Raw genomic sequence first — 26686 nt, 5'->3', positions numbered from 1 at the left:
TTTTTCTTCTTTCAACAATATAAAAAGAACCGCCATTTTGGTGGTTCTTGATAAACTATTATACCAACTCACTCAAATAGTCATAACGTTCATACTTGTTTAAGAGTTGTTCATTTTTTTCATCTAATTGAGCTTGTAACTCTGCGAGTTGACCGTAGTCGCTGCCACACTTGGTCATGGCTTCTTCAATAGCAGAAATCTCATCTTCTAACTGACTAATGTCTTCCTCAATGGTTTCCCATTCCTTTTGTTCAAAATAAGATAAGCGTTTTTTACTATCCTTACTTTTTTCAATCTTTGGCTTTTCGAGTTTACTCACGTCTTGTTCATAGCTGGTCTCAAAAGCCTTTTCATCCAAATAATCCGTATAATTTCCAAAAAACTCTCGAATCTGACCATCTTCAAAGGCTAAAATCTTATTGGCAACCTTATCCAAGAAATAACGGTCGTGACTGACCGTCAAAACTGGACCTGAAAAATCTGCTAAAAATTGCTCTAACACGGTCAAGGTCGCAATATCAAAATCATTGGTAGGCTCATCCAATAATAAAACATTTGGCTTTTCTAACAAAATCTTCAACAGATACAGGCGTTTTTTCTCACCACCAGATAGTTTCCCAATCAAACTACCATGACTGGCACGAGGAAAGAGAAATTGCTCCAATAGATTCGTGATACTGGTTGTTCCCACATCGGTTTTGACTTCTTCAGCCACTTCTTGTAGATAATTGATGACTCGCTTATTTGGATCCATATCCTTGAATTGTTGTGAAAAATAACCCACTCGAACGGTTTCCCCAACAATGAGTTGTCCACTGGATAAAGTTAAATCGCCATTGATGAGATTCAACAGAGTTGATTTTCCAACACCATTATCACCGACAATGCCAATGCGATCTCGATTTTGAATCAAAAGATTGAACTTGTCCAAAATGACCTTATCTGAGAAAGAAAAACTCGCCTCTTGAAACTCAAGCACTTTTTTACCAATACGAGTTGTTTCAAAAGTCATACTCAAATCAGTTGCTTGTTGGTTGGTTTGCAAACCTTTTTTCAAATCATGAAAACGATTGATTCGAGCTTGTTGCTTGGTCGCTCGAGCTTGAGGTTGACGTCTCATCCAAGTCAATTCTTGCTTATAGAGTTGTTGACGCTTATGTAAATTAGCAGCATCTCGTTCATCTTGCTCAGCCTTTAATCTAATATAATCTTGATAATTCCCGTGATATTCTGTTAAATCCGCCTGTTCCAACTCAAAAATTCGAGTCGCTACATTATCTAAAAAATAACGGTCATGGGTAATAAAGAGAACGGTTTTTTTACTTTGATTGAGAAAATTAGTCAGCCAAGCAATCGTGTCAATATCTAAGTGGTTGGTTGGTTCATCTAATAGGAGTAAATCTGCCTCAGCTAGTAAGACTTGGGCCAATTGGACTCGACGGCGTAAACCACCAGAAAGATTACCCACCTTTTCTTGTAGATTCATGATACCCAATTTAGCAAGAATGGTCTTAACTTCACTTTCAATCGACCACACATCTAGGGCATCCATTTCTGCCATGAGCTGATCAAGACGACTCTGCTTAGCTTCATTATAATCCGCCATTAACCGTTCATATTCCTTAATGAGCTGAATTTCTCTCAGGCTTGACGACAATACCGTATCCAAGACCGTCGTTTGATCATCAAAATTGGGTTCTTGCGTTAGGTAAGCAATCTGATAATCATTGGCCTTACGAAAAGGTGACTGGTCGCCATCAAATCCCAAACGCCCTGATAAAACATCTAAGAGCGTCGTCTTACCTGTACCATTCACGCCAATCAAACCAATCCGATCTTGCTCATGAATAATAAAGGAAATCCGATTAAAAACGGTCTTTTCTCCCACACTCTTGGTTAACTGTTCGACTAAAAAATCACTCATCTAGCTCTCCTTTTACAAACTCAAAAATGGCCACTCGATCATTTGGTAAATTTCCCATAACAATTTGATCTTCAATCCTTGTCAACAATTTCCCCAGAATTGGACCTGCCTTGAGTTGAAATTCTTTCATTAAATCCCCTCCATTGACAACAATTTCATGTTTATCATGAATGATCAAACTGTCATTTAATTGCCAAATACTATCAAAATCAACAACCAACCCCAAGGCTTGTCGGAGTTCTTCTACTAGGATTAACTGAGCATAGCCATAGTCATAAACCTGTCGTTGCGTAAGTGGTTTAGTAGCACGGTCATTATAAATGTTAATTAGCTGAGTAACAGTCTTTTGAAACTGGACTGAGGTTTTCCATTTTTTCAAAAAAGGTTTCACATCTACTTCTAAGTTGACCAACAAGTAAGCCCAGGCCTGTTCAGAATTTTTAAACTGAAACTCACTTGGCAGAGCAGCTAGCATCTGAGTCAAAGCCAACTTTTTGTGAGCCAAATCTGGTAAATAAAGATAGGCTTGACTAGCGATAAAAGCTTGCAAACCTTTTTGCCAGTAAGGAGCTGTCAATAATTTATCAAATTCAATGAACGAACGCTCCACCGATATTTTAGTCAAAAGAGGGGCACAGGCCGTCATGGCTGCAAAGGTGTCTTTTTCAATGTCAAAATTAAGATTAGCTGCAAAACGAAAGCCTCTTAAAATGCGCAAGGCATCTTCATTAAATCGCTCACTGGCTTGACCCACAGCGCGTAATAAACCTTGTTCTAAGTCCGCTAGACCATTGAAACGATCAATCAACTGACCGTCTTGATTTAAGGCAAAGGCATTTACCGTAAAATCACGGCGTTTTAAGTCCTCATCCAAAGAGCGAACAAAGGATACCTGACTAGGCCTACGATAATCCACATAGACATCTTCTGTTCGAAAGGTTGTCACTTCATACTCACCATGATCCGTCAAGACCAAAACAGTACCATGCTCAATGCCTATATCAATGGTTCGCTCAAATATTTTCTTAATTTCTTGAGGATAAGCACTAGTGGCGATATCGACATCATGAATAGGGCGATTCAAAAAAACATCTCGAACACTGCCACCCACAAAATAAGCTTCATAACCAGCTTGACGAATTCTCTGTAATATCGGTAAAGCCTTCTGAAATTCAGAAGGCAAATCATTTATAATCTTCATGTTTTATCTTTCACTATAAGATATGTGGTGTTAAAGCAAGAGCAATCGTTCCTTGTCCCACATGGGTGGAAATCACACTATTCAAAGGCACTACTTTTATTTGTTCTATATTATAGCCTTGCTCTCCCAAAAGGCCTTGCAACTTTTCCACCTTGTCTGGTGCATTAGAATGGAGAATAAATAGCTCATAGTCTTGATCAGTCATTTGTTTTTCTAAAATATCCACCAGACGCTTTTGTGCTTTTTTCTCAGTCCTAACCTTATCAAACACCTCAATCTTACCTTCAGTTGTAAAATACAAAATAGGCTTAATATTGAGTAGATTTCCTAACAAAGCACTGCCATTTGACAGACGACCACCACGCACAAGATGATTCAGATCATCCACCATGATAAAAGCACCTGTTTGCTCAATTTGTTGTTCCAGACGAGTTAAGATGCTGTCAAAAGTCTGTCCTGACTCAGCCCACATCAAAGTATTGGCCACCAAACTACCCAAGGGGGCACTGGTAATCTTGGTATCTGGAAAGGCTAGAGTGAGTTGGTCATACTCATCAATAAGATACTGAATATTTTGCCAGAAACCCGAAATACCGCTAGATAAAAAGAGTCCAATGACATGTGTGTAGCCTTCTGCTACTAGCTGTTCCAAAGTGGCAACTAACTCTGATAAACTTGGTTGGCTGGTCGTTGGCAAATCAGTCGCCGTTGCTAAATAACGATAAAACTCATCCAATGACAAGTTTTTCCCTTCAACATAGCTCTGCTTATCCATGATAATGGGAATATCCAAACAAAATAGATTTTGAGCTTGTTTAACTTTTGGTTCTAAATAAGCTGACGAGTCCGTAATAACGGCTAACTTCATGACTAAAACTCCAATGTGATTCCTGGACGATCCAGTGCAATTTCGGTTACTTCATAGGTCAAACGTTGGAGCATATCCAATAGTGGTGCTGCTAAACTTTGAACCTCTTCTTGTGAAAATTCACTTGGTTCGTTGATGATTCGATTTTTAATGCAATTCATTTGTGACACAACTGCTGTCAAAACAAATTCTTCCTTAACAATAATTGACTGTAATACAGCAACAATTGTTGTTTCATTTTTTTCTTCATCTTTCTTAATCAGTTGGAAAGTCACTTCAGCATTTGTTTCAGGAGTACCATTTTCTTTTTCCCATTCCAAATTACGAGCATCATAATGATACTGGTTTAAGAATACTTTTTCACGAACTAATTCCATCATCTTCTCCTCTTTGATTTCAATATAATCTAGTATAGCATAGGACCGTTTATTCTTCAATCAAGGTCAAAATCCACCCAAGTCTAGTATTTTTTCTGAGGGTGTTTGGCAATAATCTCAGGGTATTTGGCTAGGGTTTTATCGCCCTTATCCGAAAGCGAATACCCACGCAAATCAAACTGCTTGGCCAATTCATCTTCTTGATAAGCAATGATCATGGCTTGATCTAGATCAGCTCGCTTCATTTTTGACAAACCAGCAACCTCTTTTTCTTTTAGCCACTGCTTTAGTTTACCTGCTGGCAAATGGCGCAACGAATCAAACGCACTGTCTATTTTGACATAACCCTGCTTGATTAAAAATTCCAACTCTTTTTGAGCGTCAATACCATAGGTTGTCGCAAAATATTTGTGATGTGGGTAGTCTGTCGTGTAGGTGCCAAAATGCACACGCCATAACATAATGATGTGACCAGGCAACAAGCCTTCTTCCGTTCGCTCCATTGCCCATTTGGCAATAGGTTTTTCCAACAATTCTTGCTCATATTCTGGTGCAATATAAGGTTTTTCGGCATGATTACTATAAACTGTTTCAATTGTTTTCATTTTTTTATTATATCATAAAAAGCGTTAAACTTGGTGAAAATTAAAAAAAACGCTTTTTTATTGTTAGCCTCTTTATAAAATCCCACTCAAATTATATAAATAATTGAAAGTCTCTATTAAAAAAAGCAGGTACTTATCCGTACCTACTTATTTTTAGATAATTTGTGTGTCTAATTACTTCGATTGCTAGAAATCAAGTCAAAATCTACATAACAACCTAATTTACAGAAATCACAATCATCTTTTTGACAACCATTCTTAAATTGTCCTTTACGGATAGCTTGCCAAAAATCTTTAATGTCTTGTTTTACTATCTCAATATCTTCTGATGTGACAGTTAAGTCATGAATTGAATAACCTGTTTCTTGACGATCATCATCTAGGAAAATATAGCGTGTTTCGATCGTTTTACCACCTGTATCAATAGCTGTGCTTTCCTCAAGCAAGATATTATAATAGACTGCTTGACGCCAGTAGTCACCACCAGTTTCTAACTCTTCGACACCATGTTGAGCAGAACCTGTTTTATAATCGACTACTCGAATAATATCACCATCGAACTCTAGTTTATCAATAATACCGTTAATTTGTAAGTTATCTTCAAGTGTAACTTGGATTTCTTTTTCTAACTCAACGTCTTTACAACTATTTGGAATATAAGTATCAAATAAATTATTAAGCAATTGATGACCATATTTTTTCATGTCACTAGCATTCATGGTATCAATGATGTTAGATTCATGACGACTAAGAGATTCGTCAAATACTCCAATCGCAGCCGCTAAATCAAGATGATCACGATAAATATGTTCCAGTGTTTCATGCATAACGGTACCAAATACATGACCTGTTGGAGCATGTTTAGCAGCAATCTTACTAGCATATTCTTTCGCTGCTGGTTTTAACCCAGCAACCGTTGTCAGTTTCAAAACATGATCAAAATAAAAACTATTAGAACAATGACGATAACGATTGAGATTGCTAACACTCAAGGTCTTAAATGACTTCACTGCTTGATCATAACTTGCAAGTTCAACAGCCTCACGGTTATCCAATGGCTGCATATTCAATCTTGCTTGAGTACAATACTCACATGGATAAATGCCATTATTTCCGTCCTCCAAAATACCACAACCAGTAGTGAAATCACCAGCTTTCATCTCAAGTAGTGTCGTTTTGATTTGTTCTAAAAGGAAGTCCATATCTTGTTCTGAAATAGAACAATCCTTTTCAGAAAATCCTCTCGAGTCTTTCTCATTTTCAACAAAGACATAACGTACTTGGATCTCTTTACCTGTCACATCGATATCTGAATGCGTTAAAAGGATGTAATAAAATACCGCTTGACGCCAATAATCTTCCCCTTGTGGAGATTTTTCACTTGGTGCAGATAATTTTTTCGTTGCGTTAGTTGGATTGCCAGTTTTATAGTCAATCACACGAATAACATCACCGTCAATTTCAAGTTTATCAATCTTACCATTGATTTCAAAATCAGCCACCTCGGTCAAATCAACACTGGTGTTTTTGATATTACCAAGTTTAATATGAGCAATATTTTTTTCAATAGCAACATGTCCAGACTTAAGATAGTCACTTGCCTGATAGAAATTGTTGATAATAGAAATACCACGCTTGTAATCGTCTTGACGAGCACGCTTACTTGGCAACTGATGTGACTCACGTTCAAAAATTTCTTCAAAATATTTGAGGGTTTCATCTTTAGAGCGAATAGTTTTTGGAGATAAATCAGACAAGTCATCACCGTCTGAAACATAGATACTTTCTAAAGTACTATGGATAATATTTCCAAACACCAAGGCTTCATTACTTTCAGTTGAAAATCTAAGGCCTTTATTGAAATAAAAACTCAGTGGGCATTTCAAAAAACTATTAAGGGTACTGACGCTTAAACTAAAGTTTGAAGTAATAGTTTCTCGCACCTGGTCAGTTAAGGCTGGAAGACTAATTTCAACCTGATTAGACATCTCTTCAGTCACCGGTACGGCAGTTCTTTCTACTAAATAATCTTTAAACTCATCAATAAAATGTGTATGTGTGCCAGTATTGCTATAAGAAATGTTTAATTCTTTTTTCGCTCTGGTCATCGCTACATAGAACAATCGACGATTTTCTTGCTCTTTGAGTTCTGTCTCATTATCTTTCTTATCACTCAGGCTAGGTGGATAAGTAAAACTACTAGAGTGATTCTCTTTTCCTGGCCATCTCTCGTCCTTTTTAGTTCCATCATTACACTTAATCATAAAGACATGGTCAAATTCCAACCCTTTTGAACCATGAGCAGTCATCAAATTGACACAATTATCTGGACTTGTTTCAAGCCTCTTAATCGGCAATGCTACTTTCATTTCCTGTAATCCTGTAATCCGACCTAAAAACTCGGCTAGACTAATTTCTGGTGTGAGTTGCATCAATTCATAAAGCGTTGTTAGAACAGACACTAAATGATATTTGTCAGATGATTGCATGAGATAGGTGTCGATGTGACAGATTTTTATGATTTGTTGCAGAATATAGACTGGTGAAAGGGGTTGTTTGGCACGTAAGATTTTTTGTCGTAAGGTTTCTAGTTCTTTATAGATAGTCAAAATATCAGGAGATGACAGGTCTTCTTTAGTTTTGACGTCTCGAATGTTGACTAACTCTTCTAGTGAAACATTGAAGAAATCAAAGTAAAGCAGTTTTCTAAAGTCACTCATACTCGCAGTTGGACGATTAAGATATTTTAACATCGAATACAGTTTGATAAAGAACGCATCTGCAAATAAATCGTCATCAATCTTAATATGGACAGGAATACCTTGCTGTCTAAACAGTTTCGCCAATTTTTTTCCATAGTTATTACGGCCATAGATAATACCAATTTCCTTGGGTGCTACTCCATGTGCGATTAGTTCTTTGACATCATTTAGAACACCACGCATTTCAGCCGCATCTGTTTCATACTTTGTCAAGGTCGGTGCTTTTTGAAGGTAGTCTTTATTAGCACCTGCTGCTTGTAATTGCTTATCTTTTCTTGGATTGTTTTGAATAAGCTCTTTGGCAGCGTCAATAATCACCTGAGAAGAACGATAATTTTCTTCGAGCACAATCTCAGTTGGATGATATTTCTTACTAAAATCTTCGATATTCGTCGCACTGACTCCTTGGAAACGGTAGATACTTTGATCATCATCTCCAACTACGAAAATATTAGGATTTTCTTGACCGGCTACTAATAAATCAATTAGTTCATTTTGCAGAACAGATGAATCTTGAAATTCATCAACAAATAAATACTTAATACTAGCTGAAACCAACTGTTGAAAGGCTGTATTTTCTTCAAGCAAAGCTTTGACCCATAGGATCATATCATCAAAGTCAAAATAGTTTTTCTCAGCTAGCTTTTCCATATAAATTTCATTGAGCCTAGCTCCTGCTATTGACTTCTCTAAACGTGTTTTTAAGGCTTCACCTTTAGCAGTTAATTTATCACTTTTTTTATAACCTAATCCATGAAACTCTCCCTCTCCTCTGGATGTTTTCATTTGCTCTACGTAGCTTGTTATCTCATTTTTTAACGTATCTTCATTAAAATTATTGCGTTTCATCCTTGAAAACAAATCAAGCAACGGCCCCTTTGATGAATATCTATATCCAGAATTCTTATAAAGCACATCTCCTTCTTGGATATGCTCATCCATGATCTCTTTAAGAATTTCATACTGGGCAGCAGTGGAGATAACTTTGGGCTGATTTTCAAAATAATCAGGATTGGCAAGAATCAATCCACTACAAAAAGCATGAATGGTTGACACTCTAACATTTCTTCCACTCTCTCCAAGTAAGTTTTCCAAACGATCCAACATCTCAGAAGCTCCTGCTTCTGTATAAGTCAAGCACACAATATCTTCTGGATTCGCATTATGATTTAACAAGATATTGGCCACACGTCTAGAAAGAATCTGGGTCTTACCAGTACCTGGACCAGCGATCACCATCACTGGACCTTCAACTGTTTCAACCGCTTCTTTTTGCTTCGGATTTAATTTTGCAAATTCTACTTCATAACTATGTTTAAGATCAATTGTATTCATTTTATTTCTCCTTTGTATTTAATTTTTTAATTTAAATAATTTTATCATTTTTTTAATTATTTCAGCAACTAAGGACATCTACCTGATTAGCATTTGAAATCTCCACGTTTTTGCTCAATAACTTTCATCGCGGCTTTCACAGCATGGTATTCATCGATGAGTTGAGATAATAGTTGATAATTTTTCTCCGTCAACCTTCCAACCATCAAGGTATGAGCCAATTGGTAAAATGCTTCTAAATGTTCCTTGGTGCTGAGTAACATTTCTTGAGAATCTTTAAGCCGATATTTATGAGCTAGCTTGGTCAATTCCTTAGAAAATAACTCCACATTATATTCATGAATAGTTATCTTCTGCCCTTCTGCTAGCATATCATTAGCTTCATAACAAGTGACAAAAGTTCGCTTAACCGTATCACAAACAAAGATAATACCATCATCTGAGACATATTTTTTCACATCAGGCGAAGACGTCGTTTCAGTTGAGTATAAGGTTAAACTACTGATTTGCCGAGCAACCCACTTAGCCAGCCTGTCCGAGTCAACACCAAATCTTTCCAAAGCTCTGTCTGAAAAGTGCTCGCTCCAAGTATAATCAGGAGCATGAGACAATCCCATATTATCCCTCCTCTTTCTCTTTTTTGATAATTTTAAAGCTTAGCCCATCACCTTTGACACCAACTAGCAACTTATCTCCTTTATCGACCAAGCCTTGAATGATTTTTTCTGACAAGGGCGTTTCAACTAATTTTGAAATTCCTCGCTTAATTGGTCTGGCACCATTTTTAGGGTCATAGGTTAATTTTGCAATTAACTTTACCGCTCCTTTTGTAAACTCTAGATGATAACCTTGTTCTTTGATTAGCTCAATTTCTTGGTCAAGTAATAATTTAGTAATTTTCAAAAGTGATGCCTCACTAAACGGCTTAAACGTTACAATCTCATCAATTCGATTTAACAATTCTGGTCTGAAAAACTGCCCAACAGCCTCCATCATGTGCTGACGAATACTATCTTCTTCAAGTTCTGATGATTGTTTGCGACCAAATCCCACTGTCTTATCTTGTTTCAAGGCAGCTAAACCTAGATTGGAGGTCAAAATAATCAAGGTATTTGAAAAATCAACTTTTCGACCGCTATTATCTGTCAAATGACCATCATCAAACACCTGTAACATCAAGTCAAAGACCTTAGGATGTGCCTTTTCAATTTCATCAAAAAGAAGTACTGAGTTAGGATTGGTCTGAACAGCAGAGGTGAGTTGACCACCTTCTTTATAACCAACATAACCCGGAGGAGATCCGATTAGTTTGGATACTTCATGTTCCTGCTGATATTCAGACATATCAAATCTAATCAAATCGCGACTATGACCTGTCAACTCCTCAGACAGAACCTTAGCCGTTTCTGTTTTACCCACACCGCTAGTTCCAAGGAAGAGAAAGACACCTACTGGACGTTTAGGATTTCTAAAGCCTGTCTTAGCACGAATAACTGCCTCAGCAACCACATCGGTCGCAGCCGACTGGCCAATGACTTTTTGTGCTAAGGTTTCTTTCAACCTGGACAGTCGAATTCGCTCCTGTTCTTCTGCAAATTTACCAACTATCATATCTTCTGGTTTTACTGTCTGACCTGATTTTTGCTCAACCACCTTTTTAATAACTGTTTCATCAATTTTTAAAGAATAAGTTTGTGGCGTAAGATTATTGCGTGATTTCTGAAATTCACTCACCAGTTTGTCTAGTTCTTGACGAATCCTATTTTCTTCAACTTCATTATATTCAATCGCTTGAGCAGCCTCCAGTTTCGCTTTCAGTTCATCGACTTGCTTTTGGTATTCTTCCAATATATCAACGCCTTGCTCAGCCTCAATCCTGACCATAGCTCCCGCATTATCAATTACGGTAAAAGCAGAATCTGGGAGTTTTTCCTTAGGCAAATACTTTTTAGCTAGACGGACAGCCAACTCAATACTTTCGCCTTCAAAATTAGCACGATGAAAATTTTCATACACAGGGGATGCCTTTTTAACAATAGTAATGGTAGCATCAATACTAGGCTCATCAACAATCACTTGTTCAAATCGTCGAACCAAGGCAGAGTCATCTGAAAGATACACATCCCATTCTGTAGGTGTCGTTGCACCAATAATTCTAAAATCTCCTCTTGCCATGATTGGCTTGAAGGCGTCTGTTAAATATTTCACACGACCTAACATGTGAATTTCATCAACAAATAAGATGACATCTTTTTCACGTTTCATTTCTTCAATAAATCGTAAAATTCCCTTGTTGTAATCGCCAGATAAAACGGCATATAAATCATTCAGACTAAATTGTAAAATTCGTTTGCCTGCTAAAGAAGCCACCTGACCAGCTGCGATCCTCATAGCTATCCCATCCACAATCGCCGACTTACCAACACCACCTTCTCCAAGTAAGACAGCATTATTCTTATCTCGACGAGTTAGGGCAATCTCTACTTTTCTAATTTCGTCATCCCTACCAATGACTTCCATCAGCTCTGAATTTTTCGCTTTGAGTGTAATATCTGTCGCAATATCTTGAAGTAAAGAATAGTTGGGATCAGACAGTTTATTTGAAATATTCGAAGCAATTCGGTTCTTCAACCCTCGTTCTTTTTCTGCCTTACCATCTGTAAATTCTCTGTAATTATACTTTCTTGACGTGAAGATAGCATCTAAGGTTTGGTCGCTATAAACATTATCACCAGTCAATAGATGCTGTTTGTAAATAATATGGTAAGCGTTGGTGGCAAATGACTGGCTAATACCAACCAATAACCAGTAAGAATCTATGACACCATCTGGGGCATTTTGCTGACGCATTTCTTCTGCGAAATCAAAAATCTGTTTCACATACTCTGATATAGGGTAGCTGTCACACTCTGCCAAAAAACAATCAGATGATTTTTCGACAATAAGTTCTACTGGAGTTTGAATCACTTGCTTTTTAATTTCTTGTTTTTTTCGATACCCTTCAAACGTTTCATCAGTCATATCAAAAATAGTCCGCTCTTCTACAAGAACACTCTTATCCAGTTCTGTTTGTAGCTTAGTTCTTGTCAGCGAATGATAACCCAGAGCATAAGCAAATCCTGTGTCAACAACTGACAACACTGCCATCATGATATCCTGAGTTTCGATAACCTTATATGATTTATGAGAAACTAAGTCTTCTAATTTGACCATCGCAGCCTTTAACTGTCTGCTAAATTTATGTGAAATCGTTGTTTGTCTTTCTTGCATTATCATCGCTCCCTTACATTTGATAAGTCAATTATAAAACAAAGCGTGGACATCTCGCGTCCACGCTTTACCTAATCATAATTTTTTTGCATTTTTTCTAACATATCTTTGATCTCATCAACAAAAGATTGAGGTGATAAGACCGTCAAAACATCCAACTGACTAATAATATATCTTTTCAGACCCAGCGTATTTTGACTTTCAATAACAATTTCATATCCCTTATCATCTTCTTTGACTACTTTGGCATTAGGAAACTTATCCAAAATAATATTTTTATCGATTGTATAGTTAATGGTAAAGGTCATAGGTTTACGTGAAAAAGCATCAACTTTCAAGTTTCGATGTTCGCCATCTTTGTAACGATGACGATAATCTATTTTGGGCTTATCAACATCAGAATTTTGCCACGACTGCACCCGATCTAATCTAAAATCCAGATATTTCTCTTTCTCCATATCGAATCCTTTTAGATAAAAATAATGATCATCATAATAAAGAGATGATAACAAAACCGTGTGTTTCTTTACCTTTTTACTATACGGTGAAGCATAGTCAAATTCAATCATCTGCTCTTGACGAATGTATTCTGAGAAAATCCAAACCTTATCAATACGATGTTGCTGGTCTTGTAAGGGAGCATAATTCAATTTTTCTGATGCTATGATTTGTTCAATTTCTTTCTGGTCACTTTTAGAAAGCAGGGCTAACAAGCCATCCAACAAGGCATTGTTTTCTTCTTTATTTAAGGCTCTATTTTCTAATAAAATCTTTGAAATAACGAGAATCTCTTTTTTATTAAATTGGGACGCTTTCTTCAGTTGTCTTTTATGGTTACTGTGATTATAGATAAGCTCCCCAGAAAAGTAAGACTGGGACTCAATAAAACCTTCTAAAAAGGAGAAATCTCTCTGTATGGTTTTTGTACTGACACCAAATTCTCTAGCTAATTGTGATTTACTTAAATATTCGCCTGCTTGAAGGCGTAGAAAAATCATCAAAATACGTTCTGCCTCTTTCATCATGCCATCCTTATCCACTTTTTTACTATTATATCATGAAACTGTTCTTATCATTTGGGCACTGATTTTTTATCAGAAAAGAGATAAAACAAAGCCACTAAAAGAATTGAAAGATAAACAATACTAATTTGTTGCGAAGATAAGTATAAAACTAGAATCGAAAAAGATAATTTTGAAATAATATCTCCAACTTGAAAATAGGTTACCATACCACCAAAAATTGTCGCCAATTTATCTTCTTCAATATTATTGAAAACAACTGCTCCCATTTTGGGGTTTAAGGCACTCACAAACAGGCTTGACAGAAAAGACATGAGTAAAATGCCAACTATATTTTGCAAATAAAGTGCCACAAAGAAGCCTACGACGAAGAAAAGATTGATTTTTAACAGGATTGATATGGACAGACCTTTGAAATAATTATTTGTCAAAACCAAGGCTCCACCTAAAATCCCACCTAAAACAGTACTTATCCCTAAAAGTGAAATGGTCGTGGCCTTATTGAACAAAATCAAAGTAGGCGTCTGAGAGAGATTGATGACCACTAAGGAAGTCATAATGGCTAAACTTCCATTGAGAATCGGAATCGTCAGCAAAACACTTTTCATGTCTTTTATCGAAAACAACTGCCTAACCGATAATTTCAAATCTAACACCAAGTCCGAAACGATGGTATTTAATTTGATTGCACTCAAGTTTTTCTCACTAGAAGCATGAGTCAGTTGATTTTTTACCGATAAGATAATCAAAAGACTGCATAAAAAACTCAAGGCATTGAGCATGGCTAAACTTGCATAACTTATAAGAGTAAGCAAGAGAACACCTGTAACTTGAAACATAATAGCTAAAGCTGATGTCAGTGTTTGCCTAAAAGCAATCGCTTCTTCTCTATCTGCTTCCTCTATGATTTGATTAGAAATTGGATAAAACAAACCATTTTCATACTGCCCTAAAATATCCGACACGAAATTCACCAAACTAGCAAATAAGACAATCACTAAAGACGGTTGGAAGGTCATGGCAACTGCAACTGCCAGATACAATAACATCCTTAGCCATAAGGTTTTAATAATCATCCCGACCTTATTCATGGTTCTATCTGCCAGAAAACCAAACAGTATGGTAAACAATATCGGCAAGGTTTCTGAAAGGTTGATAGCAGATACGGCCAAACTACCATTCTTAATCTCAGTAATATAAGTCATCAAGGCGAGATAGTACACGGCATCGCCAAAATTGGATACCAAATCTGACATTAAAATTTTCATGTATAATCTGTTTCGTAAGATTTTTTTCATCTGTTTCTACTGTCGAATATTTTACAAATCTGACAACTCCTCTCATCGGTTTTTTTATTCATTATAATTACTATACAATCTCATTGAAAACAAAAACTACCATTTTAAACTTTACAATACTCACAAACATACTTAAAAGAAGTCACTAAATAACTATTATATTTTTTATATAAATTATTACAAATAGCTTAACCATTAAAAATAGCTTTATTAGACTAGTAATAGTCCTCAATTTTTTCTAACATCCTTCTCAGTCTATCACCATTATCTTTGATAAAAATATCAAATATATAACTATTTAGAACTTGTTCTCTTTCACGTATATCTATTTTTGAAATATTAACTTTATCAATTTGAAACACCTCATTTACTTTTAGTTCTAATTCCTTATGACTAATTCCTTGTCTCTTTTGATAAAATGATTTATTGCTAATTCTAGTATTTGTGTCTTTAGTCAATAATGCTAGATTACCTATATTATTTATTAATTTAGAATTTTCATGATTAAATTGATTATATCTTTGTGACCTAGGAACGATATGTTCAATTTGCCATTCCAATGATTGGTTAAATTTATATTCATCTAATAGCTTTTTAATATCATCTTCTTTAATATTATCTAAAGCATATTCTATTGATATAGAAACCAATACAAAACGAGTAAATTTTTTATGATTATCATAAAAATTATGAATTTTTGGAGTGACATATTTATCATATATATTATAATGCTTATGTAAATATTTTATAATATAATCATCACAGTTAGTGACACAAAAATCTCCAACTTTTTTTCTCATATCCGAAATAATATATTCATCATAAAGTATCTTTAGAAGTATTTGTGTATTCAAAATAAGTCACTCCTATCAAAAAATTAATAATTTTAAACCTTATTCTCCAATAAACTGACCACCTCCACATGATGCGTCTGTGGAAATAGATCAACTGGTTGGCTTTTGATGAGTTGGTAGCCTAATTGGTGATAGTGCTTGATATCACGCGCCATGGTCGCTGGGTTACAAGAGATATAGACAATCGTTTTAGCTCCCATTTGGCTACTTGCCTCAATGAAACTTTCTGTTAAGCCCTTGCGTGGTGGGTCAACAATAATCACATCTGCTACAAGACCATCTTTTAACCACTGGGACATGACTTTTTCAGCAGGCCCTACCTGATAATGAGCGTTACTAATGTCGTTACGTTTGGCATTGGCTTTGGCATCCTCTACGGCTTGCTCAACAACTTCGACACCATAGACTGCCTTAACATGTTTGGCAAAAGATAAGCCAATCGTTCCAATACCTGAGTAGGCATCAATGACCACATCACTCGGCGTCAAATCAGCAAATTCAATAGCTGTTTGATACAGTTTTTCAGCCATAGGGGTATTAACCTGATAGAAAGACTGGGCTGAAATTTCATAATGGTTGCCTAGTAGTTGATCGCTAATGGTCAGCGAACCATACAAGGTGCGAAACTCTTTACCTAAAATCACATTGGTCTTTTGATCGTTGATGTTTTGAATAATCGACACCAAATTCGGAAAAGATTTCGTCAAGTGTTCAATCAATTGCTCAATACGAAAAATCTTAGGACGAGTCGTCACCAAGACCAACATGAGCTGACCTGAGTAATGCCCACGTCTTACCAAAATATGACGAATCAATCCTGTATGAGCCTCTTCATCATAGGCTTTTAAGTCCAAACGACGCAATAAATCACGGGTCGTATTAATCAATTGGTCAATCTCTGGATGTTGAATGTAATAATCAGACAGTGGAATCAAGTCATGTGATTGCTTACGGAAGAAACCTGTTTCTAGCTGACCATTGACACGACGAACAGGAACTTGAGCCTTATTACGATAAGCCAAGGGTTTCTCCATACCCAAGGTATCTAGAACCAGACTCTCTTTAAGCCCTGCAATTTTCGACAAACTTTTTCTAACTTGTTCTGCCTTAAATAATAACTGCTGATCATAGGCTAGATGCCCCAAATCCGCGATACCTGTTCGCAAATAAGCCAAAGCCACGTCCTCTTGTCGATAGGGCGATTGACTAATCCAACGCTCAACTTTTCCATAAGAAATATTCTTAGCTAATTTCAAGATTCGCATGTCAATTTCTTCATTTGGTAGAGCATTATCCACAAAAAAGACCTTGCCTTCATGTCTAACCACACCCAAACCGTCATGGCTCAAATCAGTCACTTGAACACGGATAATATCATTTTTTTGCATTTTTTTCTCCTTTTACTTCCCCTTATTATAGCATAAAATCAAAAAGACTTTTACGTCAAGAAGAAAAGGCTGGCTCTGCCAACCTCTCTTAATATTTTCTAAAGCGTTGATAACGTTCTTCTAACAATTGTGCCACTGGTAATTTTGTCAGATAATCCAATTCTTCAATCAAACTAGCTTTTAAAAAGTCCAAGATCTCACTGGTAAAATAACCATGCTCTGCAATAATCTTATCAATTACTTTCATCTGAAGCAGTTCAGCTGCTGTAACTTTCATTAACTCAGCCGCTTCATTAGCTCGTGTACCGTCTTTCCATAAGATAGAGGCAAAACCTTCTGGGCTGAGTACCGCATAAATGGTGTGTTCCAACATCCAAACACGGTCAGCAACTGCTAGGGCTAAGGCACCACCTGAGCCACCCTCACCAATAATCACAGCGATAATTGGCACTTTGAGGTCACTCATTTCCATCAAATTTCTAGCAATCGCTTCGCCTTGACCACGTTCTTCAGCTTCAATACCTGGATAAGCACCTGCGGTATTGATAAAGGTAATGACAGGACGACCAAATTTTTCGGCTTGTTTCATCAGACGCAGTGCTTTACGGTAGCCTTCTGGATTGGGTTGACCAAAACGACGATTCAGATTATCCTGTAGATTCTTCCCTTTTTGAATCCCAATCACCGTCACTGGACGACCTGCCAAATAAGCCAAGCCACCAATAACAGCGCCATCATCAGCCATCTGACGATCCCCATGTAATTCCATAAAGTCATCAAATACTTGGTGGGCGTAATCAAGGGCTGTCAATCGACTTTGGTCTCTGGCTTCTTTTACAATTCTTGCAACTCGACTCATTTGACACCTCCATGAAAGGCTAGCAATTTGGCAATTCGTTCACGCAAGTCCATTCTTGGCACAATGGCATCAACAAAACCATGCGCCAAGAGAAACTCTGCTTTTTGAAAATCTTCTGGCAAGGTTTGACGCACCGTCGTTTCAATGACACGGCGACCAGCAAAACCAATCAAAGCCTGAGGTTCAGCCAGAATAATATCCCCTTCCATGGCAAAACTAGCTGTTACGCCACCAGTCGTTGGGTCCGTTAGAACTGTCAGGTAAAAAAGACCGGCATTAGAATGTCGTTTGACTGCTGCTGAGATTTTAGCCATCTGCATCAAACTCATAATTCCCTCTTGCATCCTAGCTCCGCCAGAGGCTGTAAAAATCACAACTGGCAAACCTTGCTTAGTAGCTAGTTCAAACAATCTTGTTATCTTTTCACCGACAACCGTCCCCATGCTAGCCATGATAAAGCGAGCATCCATGATTGCCAAGGCTAATTCTTGCCCCTTAATCTTAGCAAGACCAGTCACCACGGCCTCATCAAGACCTGTAGCTTCACGAACCTGACGTAATTTCTCATCATAATTTGGAAAATTTAAGGGATTAGTCGTTTCCAAGCCAGTAAACAACTCTTCAAAAGTCCCCTCATCCACTGTTAAAGCTAGACGTTCTTGGGCTGAAATCCGAAAATTATAACCACAAGAAGGACAAATCTTTGCCACTCCCAAATCTTTTTGGTAGATGATATGCTTACAAGACGGACACTTGGCAAATAGCTCATCTGGAACTTCTGGCACATCACGAGTTTGTTTTTGACGCAAGGAACGGTTAGGACTGATACGAATAGATTTATCTTTTTTACTAAATAAAGCCATAAGACCTCCTAATTATCCTTTTGATTGTAAGCAGGCAAAAAGGTTTCCATCAAGAAAGATGTGTCATAATCCCCTGCAATCACACGCTTGTCGGAAATTAAATCAAGCTGAAAATCACTATTGGTTACCACACCTTCAATCTCTAACTCGTATAAAGCACGCTGCATCTTCATCAAAGCATCAAAACGATTATCCCCATGAACAATGACCTTAGCGATCATGCTGTCATAGTAGGGAGGAATCGTGTAACCTTGATAAACTGCCGAATCCACTCGCACACCTACTCCGCCACTTGGTAAATAAAGGTCTGTAATCTTACCTGGGCTTGGTGCAAAGTTAAAGGCTGGATTTTCAGCGTTAATACGACATTCAATAGCATGACCCGTCAAGCGAATTTCATCTTGACTGACGCTCAAGGGTTGCCCAGCAGCGATTTTGATTTGTTCCTTGACAATATCAATACCTGTGACAAACTCGGTAACGGGATGCTCCACTTGAACGCGGGTATTCATCTCCATAAAGAAGAATTGACCTGATGATTCATCCAAAAGGAACTCAATCGTTCCTGCATTTTCATAAGAAACGGCCTTGGCAGCCCTTACTGCAGCTTCTCCCATTTGCTGACGTAAAGTTTGACCAATGGCAATCGACGGGCTTTCTTCTAACACTTTTTGATTATTTCGTTGTAAAGAACAGTCACGCTCACCCAAATGAACAATATTGCCATAGCTATCGCCTAAGATTTGTACCTCAATATGACGGGCTGGATAGACCACTTTTTCGATATACATGGCCCCATTGCCAAAGGCTGCTAGGGCTTCCTGGGAAGCTGATTCAAAGGCAGCCACCAAGTCTTCTTTATAACTAACCTTACGAATTCCCTTACCACCACCGCCTGCAGAGGCTTTTAACATAACTGGATAGCCAACACTTTCTGCAATTTGGAGTGCCTCTTCACTTGTTGTGACTTCACCTTCTGAACCAGGGATTACTGGCACATTGGCTTTTAGCATTTCCTTACGAGCATTGATTTTATCGCCCATCTTCTCCATGACTAAAGCACTTGGCCCAATAAACTTGATGTTCATCTCTTCACACATAGTAGCGAATTTAGCGTTTTCACTCAAAAAACCAAACCCTGGATGAATGGCTTCTGCCCCAGTCACAATAGCTGCTGATAAGACACTGTTCATATTGAGATAAGAATGCGTTGACTTGGCTGGTCCAATACAAATAGCCTCGTCAGCCAAAATCGTATGCAACGAATCTTTATCCGCTTCTGAATACACTGCTACCGTAGCAATTCCTAATTCTCTTGCTGCACGAATAATTCGCACGGCAATCTCACCACGGTTAGCAATCAATAGTTTTTTTAACATGGAGGATAACTCCCTCTCTTTTTATCTTTGATTAACCACCAATTGCAAAGGTCAAAACACCACTGGCTGCTAATTGACCATCAACTTCAGCCTTGGCTTCAACCACTGCAATGGTACCACGACGCTTGATAAATTTAGCTGTCATGATGAGCTGATCTCCTGGAACCACCTGTTTTTTGAATTTGACCTTATCCATACCTGCATAAAAGACTAGCTTGCCTTGATTATCTGCTTTGGATAATTCTAAGACACCTGCTGTCTGAGCTAAGGCTTCCATAATCAAGACACCTGGCATGACAGGATAGTTTGGAAAATGCCCTTGAAAAAAAGGTTCATTGATGGTCACATTTTTTAGAGCAACAATTTCATCTTCTCTGACCTCTAAAACACGATCCACTAACAGAAAGGGATAGCGATGAGGTAGGGCTTCTTGAATCGCTTTAATATCAATCATTTAATGCGTACCAATCCTTTACCAAATTCAATCACTTCTTCATTAGTAACCAAAATTTCAGTCACCACACCATCACATGGTGCAGGCACTTCATTCATGACTTTCATGGCTTCAATAATCAGTAGGGTTTGTCCTTTGGTGACACGATCGCCAACAGAAACAAAGGCTGGCTTGTCTGGAGATGGGGCCAGGTAAGCCACACCAACCAAGGGACTTTCAACAACGTCACCCTCTGCAAATTCTGCTGTAACAACTGCTTCTTCTGCCGTTTCAGCAACTGGTTGTTGAACCTCTTGAGCAGGCACTGATTTTACTTCTTCTACTGGTTGAACAACTTGATTGGCAGTGACTTTAATATCATTTTTACTAAAGCTTAGCTCGTCTGAACCATTACGATATGTAAATTCTTTTAGACTTGATTGGTCAAATTGTGCCATCAAATCTTTGATTTCTGCAATATTCACCTTAATCCTCCCAACGCTTAAAGGCGGTTACCGCATTATGACCACCAAAACCAAAAGTGTTTGACAAGGCATACTTAATTTCTGCCTCTTGGCCTTGATCATAAACGACATTTGCCTCAATATCTTCTGATAGTTCTTGTGTACCAGCTGTCATGGGAATAAAACCATGACGCATGGCTTCAATGGTTGCAATGGCTTCCACCCCACCTGCTGCTCCAAGTAAGTGACCTGTAAAGGACTTGGTTGACGATACAGGAACTTGACGACCGACCACTGCAACGATGGCTTGGCTTTCGCCTTTTTCATTAGCCGGTGTTGAGGTCCCGTGGGCGTTGACATAATCCACATCTGATGCTGTAATACCAGCCTCTTCAATCGCTAAACGCATAGCCCTAGCTGCTCCAGAACCGTCTGGTGATGGACTGGTTTGATGATAGGCATCACAGGTATTACCGTAGCCAACGACTTCAGCCAGGATGGTTGCTCCACGTTTTTGAGCATGTTCAAGACTTTCAAGCACCAAGACACCTGCACCTTCGCCCATAACAAAACCATTACGATCCTTGTCAAATGGAATAGACGAACGAGTAGGATCTTCTGTTGTTGATAGGGCTGTCAAGGCATTAAAGCCACCGATACCAATTTCATTGATGGTCGCTTCTGCACCACCCGCTAAGACCACATCTTGCAAGCCGAATTTAATCTCACGAAAGGCTTCACCAATGGCATCATTGGCTGAAGCACAAGCAGTGGTAATTGATTTACAAACACCTTGAGCACCAATGCGAAGAGCAATATTTCCTGCTGCCATATTAGACAGTGCTTTTGGCACAAACATCGGCTGAATGCGTTTCATCCCTTTTTCATGCAAACGAATGATTTGCTCCTGCATTTCTTGAAGGCCACCGATACCAGACGACACAATGACACCTGTGCGTTCACTGTTGATACTAGCCATGTCTAACCCAGCATTCTCCAAGGCTTCTAAGGTTGCATAAATAGCGTAGATAGAATACATGTCCATCCGATTTTTGTCCTTGCGAACAAAATACTTATCAAAGGGAAAATCCTTAATTTCACCTGCATTGTGAACAGGAAGCTCTGATGTGTCAAAACGCGTAATGGGACCAATCCCAATTTGACCAGTTTCTAAACTCTTCCAAAATTCCTCAGGTGTATTTCCAATCGGTGAGGTCACACCATAACCTGTTACTACAACTCGATTAACTGTCATTTCTTTACCTTTTAGTTTCTTTTATTAGGGGCTAGACTATCCTTAGCCTTGCATGGTCATGCCACCGTCAATAGCAAGGACTTGACCTGTTAGATACTCTTGTTCTGCCAAAAAAGTCACTAAACTTGCCACTTCTTCTGGCTTACCAATCCGTTTCATAGGAATTTGAGTAAGAGCTATTTCCTTGACCTTATCTGCCATAGCATCTGTCATATCTGACTCAATAAAACCTGGTGCCACCGCATTAACACGAATGCCACGACCAGCAACTTCACGAGCAACCGACTTGGTAAAACCAATCAAGCCAGCCTTGGACGCTGCGTAATTAGCTTGACCAATATTACCAGTCAACCCAACCACACTTGATATGTTAATAATAGCACCTTGACGAGCTTTTGTCATCTGTTTTAGGACCGATTGTGTCATGTTAAATGCCCCAGTCAGATTGATTTTCAAGACAGCTTCAAAGTCATCTTCTGTCATCTTCAACATCAATTTGTCCTTGGTTATGCCTGCATTATTGACCAAAATATCAACGCTACCCAAACTAGCAATAGCTTCTTCAATCATTCGTTTCGCATCTACTCCATCAGCCACATCACCAGAAATCGCCAAGACCTTAACCTTATAAGCCTCAAACTCTTCTAAAAGTTGAGCTGAAATTGGACGACGACCGTTCAAAATTACATTAGCCCCAAGACTAGCAAAACGATGAGCAATCGCCAAGCCGATACCACGGCTTGAACCCGTTATAAAAACATTTTTTCCTTGTACATTCATTTATTAACCCTCCATTTTGGTCAATAGTTGCCTGAAGCTAGCCTCGTCTTCTACAGGAGCTGACATGAGTTGCTTGTCAATCTTCTTAATAAAGCCACTCAAAATCTGACCTGGACCAATCTCAATAAAACGAGTCGCTCCCATAGCTATCATGGTTTTAATCGAGTCATAGAAACGCACAGGTTCCATAACCTGACGTGTCAAGAGTGATTTGATCTGTGATTGTTCCATCACCTTGGCTTCTGTATTGCCAATCAAAGGAATAGCAAAGTCAGAAAAAGAGACGATTTCAAGTACCTTGGCTAGTTCTTGACTGGCAGGCTCAAGTAAGGCAGTATGGAAAGGACCAGATACATTGAGAGGTATTAAACGTTTGACCCCTTCGTTTTTTAGTAATTCTACAGCTTCATTAACCGCTTCAGTATGACCACCAATGACGATTTGATTGGGTGTATTGTAATTGGCAGGGCTAACCACTCCTTTGACTGACCCTTGACGACAGGCTTCTTCGATAACGTCTATTGGTGTGTTTAAGACGGCTACCATCTTACCAATCCCTTTGGGAACAGCTGTTTCCATCAATTGTCCTCGTTTAGCAACCAAAGGTAAAGCCTCTTCAAATGACAAAGCACCTGAAGCCACCAAGGCTGAATATTCACCCAAAGACAGACCAGCTACCATATCAGCTGAAAGACCTTGTTCTTGCAACAAGCGAAAAATCGCTACTGAAGTTGTGAAAATAGCCGGTTGAGTATAACGGGTTTGATGTAACTTGTCTTCTTCACAATCAATTAAAAATCGTAAATCATAACCCAAAATATCATTGGCCTGGGCAAAGGTTTCCCGAACACAAGCGTATTTTTGGAACAGGTCATAAGCCATACCTAGCTTTTGTGCTCCTTGACCAGCGAATAAAAAGGCTGTCTTTCCCATACTACTTCTCCACATCTGACCAGCGACTAGCTTGCATTTGGATAATATCTGCCGCACCATAATAGAGATCTTTCAAAATGGCTTCACAAGTTTCTTCCTTATCAATCAACCCTGAAATTTGACCTGCCATAACTGAACCAAAATCCACATCACCATCAACCACCGCATTACGCAAGGCACCCGCTCCCAATTCTTCGATTTCTTGCTCATCTTTTAGACCACGCATATAATCTTGCTCGGCCTTGGCATAGGTGGTTGACAGTTTATTTTTAATGGCACGCACAGGATGTCCCACAATGGAAGCTGACACAACCGTATCAATATCCTTGGCTTTAAGAATCTTGTTCTTAAAATTTTGATGAGCATTAGACTCTTTGGCAACTGCAAAACGTGTGCCTACCTGAACAGCCTCAGCTCCTAGCATAAAGGCAGCCGCAACTCCGTAACCATCAGCAATACCTCCTGCAGCAATGACTGGAATATTAACCGCAGCGGCAACCTGACGAACCAAGGCCATGGTTGTTAATTTACCGATATGACCACCTGCTTCCATACCTTCGGCTACAACAGCGTCTGCTCCTAATTTTTCCATACGTTTCGCCAGAGCTACGCTTGGAACCACTGGAATAACCACAATCCCTGCTTCATGGAATCGTTCCATGTATTTACCAGGATTACCTGCCCCAGTTGTTACGACCTTAACCCCTTCTTCAATGACCAAATCAACAATGTCATCAGCAAAAGGAGAGAGCAGCATGATATTCACTCCAAACGGTTTATCTGTAATTTCTTTAACACGATCAATATTAGCTTTAACCACTTCTTTAGGGGCATTACCACCACCAATGATTCCTAAACCACCGGCATTTGATACTGCTCCAGCCAAATCGCCATCAGCAACCCAAGCCATACCACCTTGAAAAATCGGATATTTAATCTTTAGTAAGTCAGTAATTCTTGTTTTCATCTTGTAACATTAACCCTCAATCGATAATTTGATTATCAAACTATATAGATAAGATTTAAGAATACTCTAAAATTAGAATATTCTTAAACCACCTTATTTAGTTTTTTCTTCTACATAAGCAACTAGGTCGCCAACTGTGTTAAGACCTTCTTCCGTTTCGATTTGAATGTCAAAAGCATCTTCGATTTCTGAAATTACTTGGAAGACATCTAATGAATCAGCATCCAAGTCATCGAAAGTTGTTTCCAATTTTACTTCTTCTGTCTCTTTACCAAGTTCTTCAACGATAATTTCTTGTACTTTTTCAAATACTGCCATGTTTCTATTTCTCCTTAAAATAAATAATAAATTCACCTTGTGCTAGGCACAAGTTTTAATAACTACATTTTAACAATTAGACTTCCCCATGTCAAACCTCCACCGAAGCCCGACAAAAGAATGGTCTGTGTCCCATCCAATCTGATACGACCATCTGCCACACATTCTGATAATAAAATCGGAATACTGGCTGCACTGGTATTACCATAAGACATCATATTCGCTGGAAATTTCTCCAAAGCAATCCCCATCTTCTTAGACATTTTCTCCAAGATACGACGATTAGCTTGATGTAACAACAAATAATCTATCTGATTTTTGTCAATCGCCGAGCTATCAAGCAAAGTCATAATGCTTTTTGACACATCACGAATAGCAAAATCGAAAATAGCTCGACCATCCATGGTCAAATAGGGTTGATTTTTTTCTTTAATGGAATACGGCGAGTTCAAAGCGGTCACACTAGATACCAGACCTTGACCACGACTACCATCAGAATTCAGTGATTCAGCCAAAAAATGCTTGGTGTCAGATTGTTCTAACAGTACCCCACCTGCCCCATCACCAAATAAAACAGCCGTGCTGCGATCCGACCAATCTAGCACCTTGGACAAGGTTTCTGCCCCTAAAATCAAGCCCTTAGCATAAGCCCCAGATTCGATTAACTTTTGTCCCATCGACAAAGCAAAGGTGAACCCACTACACGCCGCCGTCAAGTCAAAAGCAAAAGCATTTTTAGCAGCCAAACCAGCCTGAACTCGAGCAGCCGTTGACGGCATAAGAGAGTCAGGAGTAATCGTTGCTACAATAACAAAGTCAAGCTCCAAAGGATCCAAGTTTGCCTTGGCTAAAAGCTGCTTAGCCACTTCTAAAGCCAAATCACTGGTTGACTGTTCTCGACTAATACGTCTCTGCGTAATCCCAGTGCGTGAACGAATCCACTCATCACTGGTTTCCAAAATCTGAGAAAGATCATCATTCGTCACGATTTGATCAGGTACATAATGAGCAACCTGACTAATTTTTGCAAAAACCATTAGACTAAATCCTCCAAAAATTGATGAAGATTGCCCAAACCTCGAGTCAAAACATCAATCTCAGCTGGATCAAGGTCCTCAATGATGTGAGTGACCATGGACTTGTGGAATTTGGCATGCAGACGATTCAGTAATCTCCCTTTTTTTGTTAGACTAAGATAAACCACTCGTCGATCGACATCAGATCTGGTCCGTTGAACATACCCCTTTTTTTCAAGTTTGTTCAAACTGGTCGTGACTGTTCCCAATGTGACCATCAGCTCACGCGCAATATCACTCGGTGTTACTTGAGAGTCTTTGCCAATAATTTCAATCGTGTGCATTTCTTTGAGAGAAACATCATTGAATTGACTGGTTCGCAGACTCGTCTCTTCAATAATTAGAATCCGATTAAAAATATTAACAAGGTATTCGTTTATTTGATCGTATTCCATGCTGATCTCCTGATTTTTGACAAAATTTGACTCTCAAATTATACCAACTTTTCTAATCAT

The 26686-nt window shown here is 38.4% G+C and carries 24 protein-coding genes; all 24 read right to left on the bottom strand.

Going from position 1 to position 26686, the window contains the following annotated elements; all coding sequences use genetic code 11:
• Positions 1-58 precede the first annotated feature (58 nt).
• Positions 59-1924, bottom strand: a complete 1866-nt coding sequence (locus tag FRX51_RS00880) for an ABC-F family ATP-binding cassette domain-containing protein (protein ID WP_146495023.1) — start codon at positions 1922-1924, stop codon at positions 59-61.
• Positions 1917-3125, bottom strand: coding sequence for a CCA tRNA nucleotidyltransferase (locus FRX51_RS00875; RefSeq protein WP_146495021.1), 1209 nt, complete (start codon positions 3123-3125; stop codon positions 1917-1919). Before FRX51_RS00875 ends, FRX51_RS00880 begins: the two co-directional genes overlap by 8 nt.
• Positions 3126-3138: 13 nt before the next feature.
• Positions 3139-3993 carry a DegV family protein gene (locus FRX51_RS00870; RefSeq protein WP_146495019.1) on the bottom strand — a complete coding sequence of 285 codons (855 nt, stop codon included), beginning with the start codon at positions 3991-3993 and terminating at the stop codon, positions 3139-3141.
• Positions 3994-3995: 2 nt separating this feature from the next.
• Entirely contained in the window at positions 3996-4370 is a 375-nt protein-coding gene (locus FRX51_RS00865) for a DUF1149 family protein (protein WP_146460044.1), read from the bottom strand.
• 83 nt (positions 4371-4453) lie between these two features.
• Positions 4454-4975 carry a hypothetical protein gene (locus FRX51_RS00860; protein WP_146460042.1) on the bottom strand — a complete coding sequence of 174 codons (522 nt, stop codon included), beginning with the start codon at positions 4973-4975 and terminating at the stop codon, positions 4454-4456.
• 170 nt (positions 4976-5145) lie between these two features.
• Positions 5146-9072, bottom strand: coding sequence for an ATP-dependent DNA helicase (locus tag FRX51_RS00855; RefSeq protein WP_146495017.1), 3927 nt, complete (start codon positions 9070-9072; stop codon positions 5146-5148).
• Between the two features lie 86 nt (positions 9073-9158).
• Positions 9159-9689, bottom strand: a complete 531-nt coding sequence (locus FRX51_RS00850; protein WP_146495015.1) for a hypothetical protein — start codon at positions 9687-9689, stop codon at positions 9159-9161.
• Position 9690: 1 nt separating this feature from the next.
• Positions 9691-12342 carry an AAA family ATPase gene (locus FRX51_RS00845; protein ID WP_186627071.1) on the bottom strand — a complete coding sequence of 884 codons (2652 nt, stop codon included), beginning with the start codon at positions 12340-12342 and terminating at the stop codon, positions 9691-9693.
• A 71-nt stretch (positions 12343-12413) separates the two neighbouring features.
• A complete protein-coding gene (locus FRX51_RS00840) occupies positions 12414-13364 on the bottom strand; it encodes a YafY family protein (RefSeq protein WP_146495013.1) in 951 nt (316 codons plus the stop codon).
• 50 nt (positions 13365-13414) lie between these two features.
• A complete protein-coding gene (locus tag FRX51_RS00835; RefSeq protein ID WP_146495011.1) occupies positions 13415-14662 on the bottom strand; it encodes an MFS transporter in 1248 nt (415 codons plus the stop codon).
• 215 nt (positions 14663-14877) lie between these two features.
• Positions 14878-15516 carry an HNH endonuclease family protein gene (locus FRX51_RS00830; protein ID WP_261379772.1) on the bottom strand — a complete coding sequence of 213 codons (639 nt, stop codon included), beginning with the start codon at positions 15514-15516 and terminating at the stop codon, positions 14878-14880.
• Positions 15517-15548: 32 nt separating this feature from the next.
• Positions 15549-16904: a 23S rRNA (uracil(1939)-C(5))-methyltransferase RlmD gene (rlmD, locus tag FRX51_RS00825; RefSeq protein ID WP_146495009.1), complete on the bottom strand. Its 1356-nt coding sequence runs from the start codon at positions 16902-16904 to the stop codon at positions 15549-15551.
• An 88-nt stretch (positions 16905-16992) separates the two neighbouring features.
• Positions 16993-17763, bottom strand: a complete 771-nt coding sequence (locus FRX51_RS00820; protein WP_146495007.1) for an acetyl-CoA carboxylase carboxyl transferase subunit alpha — start codon at positions 17761-17763, stop codon at positions 16993-16995.
• Positions 17760-18626 (bottom strand): acetyl-CoA carboxylase, carboxyltransferase subunit beta, encoded by an 867-nt coding sequence (gene accD, locus FRX51_RS00815; RefSeq protein ID WP_146495005.1) that lies wholly within the window; start codon positions 18624-18626, stop codon positions 17760-17762. The genes FRX51_RS00820 and accD overlap by 4 nt, the downstream gene beginning before the upstream one ends.
• Before the next feature lie 8 nt (positions 18627-18634).
• Positions 18635-20005, bottom strand: coding sequence for an acetyl-CoA carboxylase biotin carboxylase subunit (locus FRX51_RS00810; RefSeq protein WP_146495002.1), 1371 nt, complete (start codon positions 20003-20005; stop codon positions 18635-18637).
• 31 nt (positions 20006-20036) lie between these two features.
• The gene (gene fabZ / locus FRX51_RS00805) at positions 20037-20459 is read right to left on the bottom strand and encodes a 3-hydroxyacyl-ACP dehydratase FabZ (RefSeq protein WP_146495000.1); all 423 of its coding nucleotides are present in this window, start codon (positions 20457-20459) and stop codon (positions 20037-20039) included.
• Complete coding sequence (accB, locus tag FRX51_RS00800) at positions 20456-20923, bottom strand: acetyl-CoA carboxylase biotin carboxyl carrier protein (protein WP_146494998.1); 468 nt, start codon at positions 20921-20923, stop codon at positions 20456-20458. The genes fabZ and accB overlap by 4 nt, the downstream gene beginning before the upstream one ends.
• Position 20924: 1 nt before the next feature.
• Positions 20925-22157: a beta-ketoacyl-ACP synthase II gene (gene fabF / locus FRX51_RS00795; protein ID WP_146494996.1), complete on the bottom strand. Its 1233-nt coding sequence runs from the start codon at positions 22155-22157 to the stop codon at positions 20925-20927.
• A 42-nt stretch (positions 22158-22199) separates the two neighbouring features.
• Positions 22200-22937 (bottom strand): 3-oxoacyl-[acyl-carrier-protein] reductase, encoded by a 738-nt coding sequence (fabG, locus tag FRX51_RS00790; RefSeq protein WP_146494994.1) that lies wholly within the window; start codon positions 22935-22937, stop codon positions 22200-22202.
• Between the two features lie 3 nt (positions 22938-22940).
• Entirely contained in the window at positions 22941-23870 is a 930-nt protein-coding gene (gene fabD, locus FRX51_RS00785; protein ID WP_146494993.1) for an ACP S-malonyltransferase, read from the bottom strand.
• Position 23871: 1 nt separating this feature from the next.
• A complete protein-coding gene (gene fabK, locus FRX51_RS00780) occupies positions 23872-24837 on the bottom strand; it encodes an enoyl-[acyl-carrier-protein] reductase FabK (RefSeq protein ID WP_146494991.1) in 966 nt (321 codons plus the stop codon).
• A gap of 93 nt (positions 24838-24930) precedes the next feature.
• Positions 24931-25155 (bottom strand): acyl carrier protein, encoded by a 225-nt coding sequence (locus FRX51_RS00775; RefSeq protein WP_146494989.1) that lies wholly within the window; start codon positions 25153-25155, stop codon positions 24931-24933.
• A gap of 62 nt (positions 25156-25217) precedes the next feature.
• Positions 25218-26192 carry a beta-ketoacyl-ACP synthase III gene (locus tag FRX51_RS00770; protein ID WP_146494987.1) on the bottom strand — a complete coding sequence of 325 codons (975 nt, stop codon included), beginning with the start codon at positions 26190-26192 and terminating at the stop codon, positions 25218-25220.
• Positions 26192-26626: a MarR family winged helix-turn-helix transcriptional regulator gene (locus tag FRX51_RS00765; protein ID WP_146494985.1), complete on the bottom strand. Its 435-nt coding sequence runs from the start codon at positions 26624-26626 to the stop codon at positions 26192-26194. Before FRX51_RS00765 ends, FRX51_RS00770 begins: the two co-directional genes overlap by 1 nt.
• Between the last annotated feature and the right edge of the window lie 60 nt (positions 26627-26686).

Source organism: Streptococcus sp. sy010, from assembly GCF_007859175.1.
Lineage (GTDB): Bacteria > Bacillota > Bacilli > Lactobacillales > Streptococcaceae > Streptococcus.
This window is presented reverse-complemented; position numbering and strand designations above follow the sequence as displayed.

Coding starts and splice junctions, on each gene's coding strand:
- FRX51_RS00875 (WP_146495021.1), bottom strand. CDS start 3,125: ATGAAGATTATAAATGATTTGCCTTCTGAATTTCAGAAGGCTTTACCG.
- FRX51_RS00865 (WP_146460044.1), bottom strand. CDS start 4,370: ATGGAATTAGTTCGTGAAAAAGTATTCTTAAACCAGTATCATTATGAT.
- FRX51_RS00850 (WP_146495015.1), bottom strand. CDS start 9,689: ATGGGATTGTCTCATGCTCCTGATTATACTTGGAGCGAGCACTTTTCA.
- fabK (WP_146494991.1), bottom strand. CDS start 24,837: ATGAAAACAAGAATTACTGACTTACTAAAGATTAAATATCCGATTTTT.
- FRX51_RS00840 (WP_146495013.1), bottom strand. CDS start 13,364: ATGAAAGAGGCAGAACGTATTTTGATGATTTTTCTACGCCTTCAAGCA.
- fabG (WP_146494994.1), bottom strand. CDS start 22,937: ATGAATGTACAAGGAAAAAATGTTTTTATAACGGGTTCAAGCCGTGGT.
- FRX51_RS00880 (WP_146495023.1), bottom strand. CDS start 1,924: ATGAGTGATTTTTTAGTCGAACAGTTAACCAAGAGTGTGGGAGAAAAG.
- FRX51_RS00845 (WP_186627071.1), bottom strand. CDS start 12,342: ATGCAAGAAAGACAAACAACGATTTCACATAAATTTAGCAGACAGTTA.
- FRX51_RS00765 (WP_146494985.1), bottom strand. CDS start 26,626: ATGGAATACGATCAAATAAACGAATACCTTGTTAATATTTTTAATCGG.
- fabF (WP_146494996.1), bottom strand. CDS start 22,157: ATGACAGTTAATCGAGTTGTAGTAACAGGTTATGGTGTGACCTCACCG.
- accD (WP_146495005.1), bottom strand. CDS start 18,626: ATGGCTTTATTTAGTAAAAAAGATAAATCTATTCGTATCAGTCCTAAC.
- FRX51_RS00770 (WP_146494987.1), bottom strand. CDS start 26,192: ATGGTTTTTGCAAAAATTAGTCAGGTTGCTCATTATGTACCTGATCAA.
- fabD (WP_146494993.1), bottom strand. CDS start 23,870: ATGGGAAAGACAGCCTTTTTATTCGCTGGTCAAGGAGCACAAAAGCTA.
- rlmD (WP_146495009.1), bottom strand. CDS start 16,904: ATGCAAAAAAATGATATTATCCGTGTTCAAGTGACTGATTTGAGCCAT.
- FRX51_RS00870 (WP_146495019.1), bottom strand. CDS start 3,993: ATGAAGTTAGCCGTTATTACGGACTCGTCAGCTTATTTAGAACCAAAA.
- fabZ (WP_146495000.1), bottom strand. CDS start 20,459: ATGATTGATATTAAAGCGATTCAAGAAGCCCTACCTCATCGCTATCCC.
- FRX51_RS00775 (WP_146494989.1), bottom strand. CDS start 25,155: ATGGCAGTATTTGAAAAAGTACAAGAAATTATCGTTGAAGAACTTGGT.
- FRX51_RS00820 (WP_146495007.1), bottom strand. CDS start 17,763: ATGAGTCGAGTTGCAAGAATTGTAAAAGAAGCCAGAGACCAAAGTCGA.
- FRX51_RS00860 (WP_146460042.1), bottom strand. CDS start 4,975: ATGAAAACAATTGAAACAGTTTATAGTAATCATGCCGAAAAACCTTAT.
- FRX51_RS00855 (WP_146495017.1), bottom strand. CDS start 9,072: ATGAATACAATTGATCTTAAACATAGTTATGAAGTAGAATTTGCAAAA.
- FRX51_RS00835 (WP_146495011.1), bottom strand. CDS start 14,662: ATGAAAAAAATCTTACGAAACAGATTATACATGAAAATTTTAATGTCA.
- FRX51_RS00810 (WP_146495002.1), bottom strand. CDS start 20,005: ATGTTAAAAAAACTATTGATTGCTAACCGTGGTGAGATTGCCGTGCGA.